Raw genomic sequence first — 11,992 nt, 5'->3', positions numbered from 1 at the left:
TCACACGAAAAGTTGCTTTCCTCCTATACAATAAATGTGTGAGCACATAAAGAAAAGAGGGATGATGATGGAGTTTTCACCTTGCAGTCTCGTTGGACATGAATCTGTGTCATTATGTCCACCATTGCAACGATTAAAAGAAGAACACGGTCCATTAAATGAAGAAAAGTATGCTCTTTTTGTTGCAGCGAAAAGCATTTACGATGGGGAAGAGCAAGATGTTGTTCAAGCGTTCATTCGTTTGCGCGAGAAAGTACAACAATTTTTGCAACATTTAGAACCTCACTCTCGTCGAGAAGAAGATGTATTATTTCCGATGATGGAACGCTATATCGGAAAACAGTTCGGTCCGATTGCAGTTATGGAATACGAACATCAAGAAGCAAAACAAAATATTGCAACATTTTTACAAAAGACAGAGACCATTCGTTCAGAAGAAGCGAAACAATTAGCTTCATATGTCATGAACGCATATATGATTTTAACTGATCACTTTGCCAAGGAAGAGCAAGTACTTTTCCCGATGGCCGAAAAGTTACTATCTGCTGAGGAAAAAGAAGAATTAGCAAAAAGAATAGATGAGATTAAAGGCTAATCCGTTAAGGGTTAGTCTTTTTTTATATAATATTTCGACATATTTGTGACAATTAAAAAACATGTGAGGTACCTCACATTTATTTGTTGCATCCCGTTTTATAGTGAAGATAGAAGGATTTCATCATGAAGAGGAGTGAGAGATGTGAAAAAGAAATCACCATTGTTCAAGCGTTTGAACTACGTGAAGCCGATTGAACGTCATGCGGATGCACATAGTGAAGTCACATATCAAGATCGTGATTGGGAGCAAATATATCGCAGAAGATGGCAACATGACAAAGTTGTACGTTCAACACATGGTGTCAACTGTACAGGCTCATGTAGTTGGAATATTTATGTGAAGGACGGCATCGTTACATGGGAAGGACAAAAGCTTGACTACCCAACAACCGGACCTGATATGCCAGACTTTGAGCCTAGAGGTTGTCCAAGGGGAGCGAGTTTTTCGTGGTACATTTATAGTCCGCTTCGTGTCAAATACCCATATGTTCGTGGGGTGTTGTTAAATATGTGGCGCGAAGCGTTGCAACAACATAAAAATCCGCTTGATGCTTGGAAAAGCATCGTCGAGAACCGAGACAAAGCGAAACGTTATAAGCAAGCGCGTGGAAAAGGTGGATTTGTGCGCGCAGAGTGGGATGAAGTATTAAAGCTTGTTGCGACGTCTTTACTTTATACAGTAATTAAGTACGGTCCAGACCGAAATGTCGGATTTTCTCCTATTCCGGCCATGTCGATGGTAAGCCATGCAGCAGGTGCTCGCTTTATGTCGCTTATGGGAGGTCCTATCTTAAGTTTTTATGATTGGTATGCAGATTTACCTCCAGCTTCGCCGCAAATTTGGGGAGATCAAACGGACGTGCCAGAAAGTAGCGACTGGTACAATGCCGGTTACATTATGACATGGGGATCAAACGTGCCGATGACGCGTACGCCAGACGCTCACTTTTTAGCGGAAGTGCGATATAAAGGAACGAAAGTCGTTTCGATTAGTCCAGATTTTGCTGAATCGACGAAGCTAGCAGATGAATGGTTAAGCGTGAAACAAGGGACAGATGGCGCTTTAGCGATGGCGATGGGACACGTCATTTTAAAAGAGTTTTATGTTGATCAACAAATAGAATATTTTATGAATTACGCAAAACAATACACCGATTTTCCGTTTTTAATTACGCTCAAAAAGAAAGAAAACGGCGAATTGATTGCGGATCGTTTCTTGCATGCATCTGATATCGGACGAAATACGACAAACGGGGAATGGAAGCCAGCGCTTTGGAATGATCGAACAAACGATTTTGCCATTCCGAACGGAACGATTGGATCACGTTGGGAAAATAAAGGGAAATGGAATTTAAAAATGGTAGACGAAGAAACAGAAGAAGCGATCGAGCCACGTTTGACGATGTTAGGAATAGAAGACGAAATCGCAACGGTACAAATTCCATACTTTTCACATGATGGAAACAAAATTTTAAAACGCGCGATACCTGTAAAACGTGTGCATATTGGGCACGAGGAATTGTACGTTTCGACTGTATACGATTTAGTTCTTGCGAACTATGGAGTGGACCGTGGTATTGGCGGGGAAGTGGCGAAAACGTACGATGATCTCGTACCGTTTACACCAGCATGGCAAGAAAGCATAACAGGCGTAAAACGTGACCTTGTTATTCAAATTGCGCGTGAGTTTGCGCAAAATGCGGTAGATACAAAAGGGCGTTCAATGATTATCGTCGGTGCAGGAATTAACCATTGGTTTAACTCCGATACAATTTATCGAGCCGTTTTAAATCTCGTTTTATTCGTTGGCGCACAAGGAGTAAACGGTGGAGGCTGGGCGCATTATGTTGGTCAAGAAAAATTGCGTCCGGTAGAAGGTTGGCAAACGATTGCGATGGCGCGTGACTGGCAAGCACCACCGAAATTGCAAAACGGAACATCATTTTACTATTTTGCGACAGACCAATGGCGTTATGAGGACACACCAGTTGGACAGCTCGTATCGCCGCTTGCCAAAGAAGCACGTTATCAACATTATGCTGATTACAATGTTCTTGCGGCTCGTTTAGGTTGGTTGCCTTCTTATCCAACTTTCGAAAAAAACGGAATTGATCTTTACAACGAAGCGGTCGCATCAGGGGCAAAAACAGTCGAAGATATTGGGGCATATGTAGCGAAGCAGTTAAAAGAGAAAACATTACGTTTTGCGATTGAAGATCCAGACAACGAGAAAAACTTCCCTCGCAATTTAATCGTTTGGCGTGCTAACTTAATTTCAAGTTCAGGAAAAGGACATGAATACTTTTTGAAACATTTGCTCGGAACGTCGCACGGATTAATGAACGATGACAAAGATAGTCTTCGTCCGCAAGAAATAACGTGGCGTGAGGAAGCACCTGAAGGAAAATTAGATTTGCTTATTAACCTCGATTTCCGAATGGCTGGAACGGCGTTATATTCTGATGTTGTATTACCTGCAGCAACATGGTATGAGAAGCATGATTTAAGCAGTACAGATATGCATCCGTTTATTCATCCATTTAATCCTGCGATTGCCGTACCATGGGAAGCACGTTCAGATTGGGAAATTTTTAAATCGCTTGCAAAGGCCGTATCACAAGTAGCAGAAGAAGTAGGCATGATGCCAGTTAAAGAAGTTGTGGCGACACCGATCCTTCACGATACTCCACAAGAATTAGCACAACCGTTTGGAAAAATTAAAGATTGGAGTAAAGGGGAATGTGAGCCGATTCCAGGAAAAACGATGCCGCAAATTCACGTTGTTGAGCGGGACTACACAAAAATATTTGAAAAAATGACAGCGCTCGGTCCAAATGTTGTCAAAGCACCTTTTGGTGTAAAAGGTATGACATGGTCGGTAGAAGAAGAATATGAAAAATTAAAACATGTGTTAGGAACAGTTCGAGGCGCCACTGTTGCGAACGGTTGCCCAGATATAAGCGATGCAAAAAAAGTAGCTGAAGCCATTTTAACGCTTTCATCAACGACAAATGGTCATGTGGCGGTAAAAGCATGGGAATCTCTTGAGAAAAAGACGAATTTACAATTAAAAGATTTAGCGGAAGAGCGAGAAGAAGAATGTTTTACATTTGAACAAATTACGGCGCAACCGAAAACAGTCATTACATCGCCTGCATTTAGCGGTTCGGAAAAAGGTGGACGTCGCTATTCGCCATTTACGACAAACGTGGAACGACTTATTCCTTGGCGGACGTTAACAGGACGTCAATCATTTTATATTGATCATGAGTTAATGCAAGAGTTTGGTGAAACGATGGCAACGTTTAAGCCTATTTTGCAACATAAACCGTTCCAAAAAAATCGTCCAGATGTCGAAGGAAAAGAGATTACGCTCAATTATTTAACGCCGCATAATAAATGGTCTGTTCATAGTATGTATTTTGATTCGCAACCGATGTTGACGCTATTCCGCGGCGGTCCAACTATTTGGTTAAGTAAAGAAGACGCGGAAGAAGCAGGCATTCAAGATAACGACTGGATTGAATGTTTCAACCGAAACGGTGTCGTTGTTGCGCGTGCAGTCGTTTCTCACCGCCTTCCGAGAGGAATTGCATTTATGCATCATGCTCAAGATCGGCATATTAACGTACCGGGATCAAAATTAACGAACAATCGCGGCGGTACGCATAATAGTCCGACACGCATTCATGTCAAACCGACGCATATGATCGGAGGATACGCGCAATTAAGCTATGGATTTAACTATTACGGTCCGACTGGAAACCAACGCGACTTGAACGTCATTATTCGCAAGTTGAAGGAGGTTGATTGGCTTGAAGATTAAAGCACAAATTGGCATGGTAATGAACTTAGATAAATGTATTGGCTGCCATACGTGCAGCGTCACATGCAAAAACACCTGGACGAATCGTCCAGGTGCCGAATATATGTATTTTAACAACGTAGAAACGAAACCTGGCATCGGTTATCCTAAAAAATGGGAAGATCAAGAGAAATATAAAGGCGGTTGGGAGTTGAAAAATGGGGAGCTACAGCTAAAGGCGGGCTCAAAAGCAAATCGATTACTCAATTTATTTTACAATCCGAACTTACCAACGATCGACGATTATTATGAACCGTGGAATTACGATTATGAAACGTTAACAAATAGCCCTGAGAAGAAACATCAGCCTGTCGCACGTCCAAAATCTTCATTGACTGGAGAGTTTATGGAGTTAAAATGGGGGCCGAACTGGGAAGATGACTTAGCTGGTGCGCATGTCACAGCATTAGAAGATCCAAACGTAGTGAAAATGGAGCAGTCGATTCAAGCGGAATTTGAACAAGTATTTATGATGTATTTACCGCGCATTTGCGAGCATTGTGTTAATCCTCCATGCGTATCAAGCTGTCCATCTGGAGCGATGTATAAACGAGAGGAGGACGGCATCGTACTCGTAGATCAAAATGCTTGCCGTGCTTGGCGATATTGCGTATCAAGCTGTCCATATAAAAAAGTGTATTTCAACTGGCAAACAAGCAAAGCGGAAAAATGTACATTATGTTTCCCACGATTAGAAGCTGGATTGCCAACAATTTGTTCTGAAACGTGCGTAGGACGTGTGCGTTATCTTGGCGTAATGTTGTATGACGCAGATCGCGTAAAAGAAGCAGCGAGCGTAACAGACGAAAAAGAATTGTATGAAGCGCAGCTATCTATTTTCTTAAATCCACATGATCCGGAAGTCATTGCGAAAGCGAAAGAAGAAGGAATTCCACAAGCGTGGATTGAGGCGGCACAAAAATCACCAATTTATAAAATGATCGTTGATTGGAAAATCGCATTACCGTTACATCCAGAATATCGGACATTGCCAATGGTATGGTATATTCCGCCATTAAGCCCAATTACAAATATGATTGAAGGAAAAGGAAGCAGGGCAAGTGAATACGACATTTTCCCAGCCATTGATGAGATGCGCATTCCAATTGAGTATTTAGCTCATTTATTAACGGCTGGTGATCAATCACATATTCGTACAGTGCTGAAAAAAATGGCAGCGATGCGTTTATATATGCGTGCGCTACAAACAAATAAACAACCGAATGAACAAATGATTCAGTCGTTAGGGCTAAACGGAGAAGATATTGAAGAAATGTACCGTCTATTAGCGATTGCTAAATACAACGACCGTTTCGTCATTCCAGCATCGCATCGCGAACAAGTAGCTGAATTATATGCGGAACAAGGAACGTGCGGATTATCGTTTATGGGTGGACCAGGTTCATGCGGTACCATTTCGTCATAAAGGGAGAGGATTTAAATGGATTATGCTCATGTACAAACGGTGTTTGAAATCGTTTCGTATTTGTTATCATACCCAGATCGACAATGGCGTGACCAACTTGATGATTGTGCAATGTTTAGTCAACAAATTCCGCATCGCCCTATTGTGCAAAACATACAAAAATTTATTGATTATGTAAAACAAACGGATGAAACGTCATGGATTGAAACATATGTGTATACGTTTGATTTTGGCAAAAAAACAAATTTATACGTCACATATATGAGCACAGGCGAACAAAGAGAACGTGGAATCGAACTGTTACAATTGAAGCAGCTGTACAAATCAGCAGGTTTTGACATAACAGAGCGAGAGTTGCCAGATTACTTGCCACTTATGCTTGAATTTGCGTCGCAAGCCGAACGTGTGTATGTTCAGCCGCTTATGCAAAAATATTTCAATCATATGTCTCACATTCGTGAACAGTTAATTGCGGCGGAAAGTTATTACGCCATTTTATTCGATGTGTTGCTTATGGCACTTGAGGAAATTGGCGTGCGTAAACTTGCGGAAGGGAGCGTGTCGTAATTGCTCGAACAATTTCTTTGGGGATACTTCCCTTACATCGTTTTAACTATTTTCATTGGTGGGCACATTTATCGTTATCAACACGATCAGTTCGGATGGACGACAAAATCGAGCGAATTTCTTGAAAAAAAATCGTTGCGGCTCGGAAGCATTTTATTTCATTGGGGGATCATCTTTGTTTTTATCGGTCATGTCATGGGGATTCTTATTCCAAAATCGTTTTATGATGCGATCGGCATCTCTGAACATACGTATCATACGCTAGCCATCGCGTTCGGTCTTCCGGCAGGGATCGTTTCTATTGTTGGTTTAGTTATTTTCATCCAACGTCGTTTAACCGTTAAACGCATTCGCTTAACAAGCAGTAAAGCAGATTGGCTCGTTTTAATTTTATTAGCGATTGTCATGTTGACTGGTTTTGCTTCTACATCGTTGAACGTGAACGCAAACGGCTTTGATTATCGCACAACGATCAGCCCTTGGTTTCGCACCGTTTTAACGTTTCGTGCTGATCCAACGTATATGGAAAGCGTACCGATTTGGTTTAAAATTCATATCGTCTCCGCTTTATGTATTTTCGTTGTTTGGCCATTTACGCGATTAGTTCATGTATTTAGTATGCCGTTTCGTTATTTAAGCCGAAGTTACGTTGTTTATCGTCGTCGAATGCCGAAACAACAATGAAAGAAGCGATAATGAAAAGAGGTCTCTTTTGCGAGAGCTCTTTTCTTATTTTCCGATATTGAGTTAAAATAAGGATGTATACGTAATTGACATAGAAAGAGTGATTGTTGTGAATGATCAAGTGAATCGTCTTCGAAAAATCGTAAAAGAAAAAACATGGGTGTCGTTTTTGTACAATAACCATCCGTATAGTTTACTTCATTGGTCCGTTGCAGGATTTTCAAACGACGAGCGCGATGTCTGGCTGCTGCAAGATGAGATGACATTTGAAACACAATCGTTCGTGCAGTTAGATGAAGCGCTTGCTTGGATTGAACAACATATGCCGCATATTACAGATATTTTATAAGGGGCCGAATGCCCCCTTCTTATTGCGGAGAATTTTGCCGTTTTGTCGGATGAATCGCTTTTTCTAATTCTTCCTTTGCAATCACAGGACGAACCGTATCGGCTGTCGGCTTTCCTTTTTGGCTTTTATTTTTTGCCATAAAAGTTCACTCCTTTATGTTTTAGTCATGATTAGTTTGGAGAAAGAGAGGGATGTTTATGCTAAAAGATCGATTAAATGAGCAACTGATCGAACAGCTTAAGCAAAAACAAAAGCAACTGCAAGAGGAAGAACAAAAACGAAAAGAAGAAGAGGAAGCAAAGCGGAAGGAAGAAGCTCGTAAGCGAGAAAAAAATAAAACGTTTGCCGAATGGTTAGAAGAAAGTGACTTAGATTGGCGAAAATTTAAATAACCGAGGGCGAACACCCTCGGTTACCGATGATCAGTAAAAATCGTTTGTTTTGTCAGTTGTTTTAAGATAGCTATTTGTTCATCGCTCAATGTTACTGATTGAGCAGCGACGTTTTCGATTAGTTGCGATAATCGGCTTGCGCCTGGAACGACTGTAGCTACTGCTTCATTTGCTAAACAAAAACGAAGGGCAATCGCCGTAAGCGTTTCATTCGGAGCAACCGCTTTTAATTTTGGAATGAGCGTCACTAACTCGGCAAACGAATAATCGACATAGCCGTTTTGTTTCGTATTTTCGCTTGCTCGTTCAATCGGACGTTCAGTTAATAATCCTTTCGCTAGCGGTCCGCGAGCAATGACGCTCACGTTATGTTGCTTCAAAAGCGGAAACCATTCTTCAGCGCGGCGATCAAGTAAACTATACGGCATCATGACAGAAACGATGCGCGATCGCTTCACATATTCGCGAATGACGTTTGGACGCATAGAGGAAATGCCGTAATAACGAATGATGCCCTCTTGTTGCAATTCCTCAAACGCCTCAATTGTTTCATCGATCGGATCATCAATTGTCCCGCCATGTAGTTGATATACATCAATATAATCGGTTTGTAATCGTCGTAAGCTATGTTTCACCGCTTGTTTTATGTATGCTTTTGACGGATCCCACGTCCAGCCGTTTCCTTGTTCCGTCCAACGATTTCCTACTTTTGTCGCAACGATGACATCGTGTCGTTTTCCTTTTAATGCCTTACCGACAATTTCTTCATTTAACCCACGATCATATAAATCGGCTGTATCGAAGTAGTTTACGCCTTGATCGATTGCTTCATGAATGATGCGAATCGCATCGCTTTCCGACGTACCGAGCGACATGCAGCCAAAGCCAATTTCACTTACATATAAATGTGAATGTCCAAGTTTCCGTTTTTTCATGTTCCCACTCCTTTTTAATCATTATAACGAATAAGTTTTCCATTTGTCTTTGTTCATGTAGTACAATGGAAATGAAAAATGACATGGTGGTGAAACGATGGATCATTTATATGAAAAAACGATAAATCAAAAGCGCATTTTTTCTGGAAAAGTGATTGACGTATATGTGGAAGATGTGTTGTTGCCAAACGGGGAAACGAGCAAGCGTGAAATTGTTAAACACCCTGGAGCGGTTGCGGTGCTTGCGATAACAGAAGAAAATAAAATGGTGCTCGTTCGTCAATACCGAAAAGCGTTAGAGCGAGTGCTTGTTGAAATTCCAGCTGGAAAGCTTGAGAAAGGAGAGGCACCGATTGAAACAGCGAAGCGTGAGCTAGAAGAAGAAACAGGATATGTATGCGAAAAAATGGAGCCGCTTCACTCTTTTTACACATCGCCGGGGTTTGCAGATGAATTAGTACATATATTTCTTGCTAAAGGGTTAACGAAAAAAAGCGAAAAGCAAATGCTTGATGATGACGAGTTTGTCGATGTGCTTGAAGTGACGTTAGAAGAAGCACTAAACATGGTCGAAGAAAAACAAATTTATGACGCAAAAACGATTTATGCTCTTTTATATTGGCAATTGCAGGCGTAAAGCGGTCATCTCGACCGCTTTTTGTCATATCACGCTCCTTTTCCCATACAATGTAGTAACAGAACGTGTAGGGGGATGGAGCGATGAGAAAGCGATCATGGACGACAACATGGGGGCAGCATGTACAAGAACATTATACGACATATGTATTTACCGTCGTTCTTTTTGTGATGGGTGTTGTTTTTGGCGCTATTGTTGTCAACAGTTTAAGTTTCAGTCAAAAACAAGATTTATATTATTATTTAACGAATTTTTTTGGACAAGTGTCTGCGGGACATATTGCAAGTGCGCATGACGTATGGAAAGAAAGTTTTTTACAAAATTTAAAATATATTGGGCTGATGTGGATTTTAGCAATGTCGCTTGTAGGGTTACCACTTATTTTAATTTTATTATTTTTAAAAGGGCTTGTTGTTGGTTTTACCGTTGGATTTTTAGTCAATCAAATGGGATGGAACGGATTTTTGTTAGCTTTCGTCTCTGTCGTCCCGCAAAATATTATTCTCGTTCCCATTTTTATTATGATGGCCGCTGTATCGATTTCGTTTTCTTTAAAAATGATTCGACATCAATTTGTGAAACGAACGTCCGAACCAATTTTTCGAGCGATGCTTCGTTATACGTTTGTCATGTTATCGTTTAGCATCGCATTAGTGTTTGCATCTTCGCTTGAAGCATACGTATCCCCGTTGCTCATGAAAGAAGTTGTGGAATTAATAGAAAAATAATTATTATTTAATAATCATTTTATTTATCAGTTTATAATCATTTTATTTTGACACGTTCCTTTCTTTTGTTATAATGAGAATGAGTAACGAGGGAGGGAATGAAAATGGAAAGTCGCCTTGAAAGAATTAAAAAACAATTGCATGCCGCAAGCTATAAATTAACGCCGCAACGGGAAGCAACAGTACGAGTGTTGCTTGAACATGAAGAAGATCATTTAAGCGCGGAAGATGTTTACCTCCTCGTGAAAGAAAAAGCACCGGAAATAGGGTTAGCGACAGTATATCGCACGTTGGAGCTATTAACAGAATTGAAAATTGTCGATAAAATTAACTTCGGGGATGGCGTTTCCCGCTACGATCTTCGTAAGGAAGGTGCGGCGCATTTTCATCACCATTTAGTGTGTATTGAATGTGGGGCGGTCGATGAAATTCAAGAAGATTTATTAGAAGATGTCGAAGCGATTGTAGAACGGGATTGGAATTTTAAAATTAAAGATCACCGTTTAACATTTCACGGCATTTGTTACCGTTGTCAAGAGAAGCATGAAGAACAGTAAACCTTTTCGTCTATGAAAAGGTTTTTTTATTTATGTATAAAACGCGATGAAACGGGCATATCCTCTTACTATATGACAGTTGACGGAGGTATGCGATGAGAAGAATGGTGGACGTGCTAAAAGTGTTTCTTTTATTTACGGGATGTACGATTTTATTTTATTATAGTATTGTATGGATGAGCGAGGAATATAACTATTACCGTCGTTACGACGAGCCGATGGGATCAGCTGTGAAAGTATCAACGACTGAACGGCAAGAAACGAATTGGCTCGATCGACTGTTGTTTTTTTATCAAAACGGGGAGTAGGATGCGTGTGGAAGATCAAGTAAAAGATTTTATTCACTATTTAATTGTTGAGCGAAATTTAGCTCATAATACGATCGTATCATATGAACGTGACTTAAAAAAATATGTTCAATATTTACAAAAAGTTGAGCAACGATGTCGTTGGAATGACGTCACCCGTTTTCATATTATGCAATTTTTAAAGTTTTTAAAAGAAAAAGGAAGCTCGCCAAAAACGATTGCGCGCCATCTGGCGTCTGTTCGGTCATTTCATCAATTTTTATTACGTGAAAAAGTAGTCGACCAAGATCCGACTGTTCATATTGAAACACCGCAACTGCCGAGAAAATTGCCAAACGTGTTGTCGATGGCGGAAGTTGAAGCGTTATTGGAAGCACCGAAACAAAACACACCGTTTAGCATTCGGGATAAGGCGATGCTCGAGTTGTTGTATGCGACAGGCATTCGCGTGAGCGAGCTTATTCAATTAAACATATCCGATGTTCATTTAACGATGGGGTTTATTCGTTGTTACGGAAAAGGGCGGAAAGAGCGAATCGTTCCGATCGGAAAAATGGCGACAGAAGCATTAAAACGGTACATGGAACAAGGTCGTCCAGAGTTGCTTCAACGAAAAAAAGGAACGACAGATGCATTGTTTTTAAACCATCACGGCGAGCGGCTAACAAGGCAAGGGTGTTGGAAAATTTTAAAACGGCTCGCCCAAGAAGCAAACATTCAAAAAACGTTAACGCCACATACGTTGCGCCACTCATTTGCAACGCATTTATTAGAAAATGGCGCCGATTTACGCGCCGTGCAAGAAATGCTTGGACATGCAGATATTTCGACAACGCAAATTTATACGCACGTCACGAAAACGCGCTTAAAAGACGTGTACAAGCAGTTTCATCCGAGAGCATAACTGTGACGATGATTTGTCACAGTTTTTTTATTGCAATTCATTA

The 11,992-nt window shown here is 40.8% G+C and carries 13 protein-coding genes; 12 read left to right on the top strand and 1 reads right to left on the bottom strand.

What is annotated here, in order from left to right; all coding sequences use genetic code 11:
* Nucleotides 1-67 precede the first annotated feature (67 nt).
* From AFK25_RS09480 to AFK25_RS09450, 7 genes are all read left to right on the top strand, one after another.
* Nucleotides 68-595 (top strand): hemerythrin domain-containing protein, encoded by a 528-nt coding sequence (locus AFK25_RS09480; RefSeq protein ID WP_019418489.1) that lies wholly within the window; start codon nt 68-70, stop codon nt 593-595.
* 144 nt (nt 596-739) lie between these two features.
* On the top strand, nt 740-4,423 hold the full coding sequence (locus AFK25_RS09475) for a nitrate reductase subunit alpha (protein WP_035066887.1): 3,684 nt from the start codon (nt 740-742) through the stop codon (nt 4,421-4,423).
* The gene (gene narH / locus AFK25_RS09470; RefSeq protein WP_035019525.1) at nt 4,413-5,888 is read left to right on the top strand and encodes a nitrate reductase subunit beta; all 1,476 of its coding nucleotides are present in this window, start codon (nt 4,413-4,415) and stop codon (nt 5,886-5,888) included. Before AFK25_RS09475 ends, narH begins: the two co-directional genes overlap by 11 nt.
* 15 nt (nt 5,889-5,903) lie before the next feature.
* Nucleotides 5,904-6,455 (top strand): nitrate reductase molybdenum cofactor assembly chaperone, encoded by a 552-nt coding sequence (gene narJ / locus AFK25_RS09465; RefSeq protein ID WP_006318164.1) that lies wholly within the window; start codon nt 5,904-5,906, stop codon nt 6,453-6,455.
* Nucleotides 6,456-7,139 carry a respiratory nitrate reductase subunit gamma gene (gene narI, locus AFK25_RS09460; RefSeq protein WP_006318166.1) on the top strand — a complete coding sequence of 228 codons (684 nt, stop codon included), beginning with the start codon at nt 6,456-6,458 and terminating at the stop codon, nt 7,137-7,139.
* A 109-nt stretch (nt 7,140-7,248) separates the two neighbouring features.
* Nucleotides 7,249-7,488, top strand: coding sequence for a YqkC family protein (locus AFK25_RS09455; protein WP_009373834.1), 240 nt, complete (start codon nt 7,249-7,251; stop codon nt 7,486-7,488).
* A gap of 191 nt (nt 7,489-7,679) precedes the next feature.
* Nucleotides 7,680-7,880, top strand: coding sequence for a DUF3886 domain-containing protein (locus AFK25_RS09450; RefSeq protein WP_009373831.1), 201 nt, complete (start codon nt 7,680-7,682; stop codon nt 7,878-7,880).
* 20 nt (nt 7,881-7,900) lie between these two features.
* On the opposite strand, the gene AFK25_RS09445 is transcribed toward AFK25_RS09450, so the two are convergent.
* Nucleotides 7,901-8,815 carry an aldo/keto reductase gene (locus tag AFK25_RS09445; RefSeq protein WP_009373830.1) on the bottom strand — a complete coding sequence of 305 codons (915 nt, stop codon included), beginning with the start codon at nt 8,813-8,815 and terminating at the stop codon, nt 7,901-7,903.
* A 97-nt stretch (nt 8,816-8,912) separates the two neighbouring features.
* Here AFK25_RS09445 and AFK25_RS09440 point away from each other — a divergent pair, with 97 nt between their 5' ends.
* The 5 genes from AFK25_RS09440 to xerD all read left to right on the top strand — a co-directional run bounded on the left by AFK25_RS09440 (nt 8,913) and on the right by xerD (nt 11,949).
* Nucleotides 8,913-9,452: an NUDIX hydrolase gene (locus tag AFK25_RS09440; RefSeq protein ID WP_009373823.1), complete on the top strand. Its 540-nt coding sequence runs from the start codon at nt 8,913-8,915 to the stop codon at nt 9,450-9,452.
* Between the two features lie 83 nt (nt 9,453-9,535).
* Nucleotides 9,536-10,180, top strand: a complete 645-nt coding sequence (gene spoIIM, locus AFK25_RS09435; RefSeq protein WP_009373822.1) for a stage II sporulation protein M — start codon at nt 9,536-9,538, stop codon at nt 10,178-10,180.
* Nucleotides 10,181-10,284: 104 nt separating this feature from the next.
* The gene (fur, locus tag AFK25_RS09430) at nt 10,285-10,737 is read left to right on the top strand and encodes a ferric iron uptake transcriptional regulator (protein WP_009373818.1); all 453 of its coding nucleotides are present in this window, start codon (nt 10,285-10,287) and stop codon (nt 10,735-10,737) included.
* A 95-nt stretch (nt 10,738-10,832) separates the two neighbouring features.
* Nucleotides 10,833-11,045: a YqzK family protein gene (locus AFK25_RS09425; protein ID WP_009373816.1), complete on the top strand. Its 213-nt coding sequence runs from the start codon at nt 10,833-10,835 to the stop codon at nt 11,043-11,045.
* Nucleotides 11,046-11,052: 7 nt separating this feature from the next.
* Nucleotides 11,053-11,949: a site-specific tyrosine recombinase XerD gene (xerD, locus tag AFK25_RS09420; protein WP_009373815.1), complete on the top strand. Its 897-nt coding sequence runs from the start codon at nt 11,053-11,055 to the stop codon at nt 11,947-11,949.
* The last annotated feature ends 43 nt before the right edge of the window (nt 11,950-11,992 follow it).

Source organism: Anoxybacillus gonensis (assembly GCF_001187595.1).
Classification (GTDB): domain Bacteria; phylum Bacillota; class Bacilli; order Bacillales; family Anoxybacillaceae; genus Anoxybacillus; species Anoxybacillus gonensis.
Note: the sequence above shows the minus strand (reverse complement) of the source record. Positions and strands in the feature narration are given on the sequence as shown.

Excerpts from the sequence above, each read along its gene's own strand:
- AFK25_RS09480 (WP_019418489.1), top strand. The coding sequence starts at position 68 with ATGGAGTTTTCACCTTGCAGTCTCGTTGGACATGAATCTGTGTCATTA.
- narJ (WP_006318164.1), top strand. The coding sequence starts at position 5,904 with ATGGATTATGCTCATGTACAAACGGTGTTTGAAATCGTTTCGTATTTG.
- AFK25_RS09450 (WP_009373831.1), top strand. The coding sequence starts at position 7,680 with ATGTTTATGCTAAAAGATCGATTAAATGAGCAACTGATCGAACAGCTT.
- AFK25_RS09445 (WP_009373830.1), bottom strand. The coding sequence starts at position 8,815 with ATGAAAAAACGGAAACTTGGACATTCACATTTATATGTAAGTGAAATT.
- AFK25_RS09440 (WP_009373823.1), top strand. The coding sequence starts at position 8,913 with ATGGATCATTTATATGAAAAAACGATAAATCAAAAGCGCATTTTTTCT.
- spoIIM (WP_009373822.1), top strand. The coding sequence starts at position 9,536 with ATGAGAAAGCGATCATGGACGACAACATGGGGGCAGCATGTACAAGAA.
- fur (WP_009373818.1), top strand. The coding sequence starts at position 10,285 with ATGGAAAGTCGCCTTGAAAGAATTAAAAAACAATTGCATGCCGCAAGC.
- AFK25_RS09425 (WP_009373816.1), top strand. The coding sequence starts at position 10,833 with ATGAGAAGAATGGTGGACGTGCTAAAAGTGTTTCTTTTATTTACGGGA.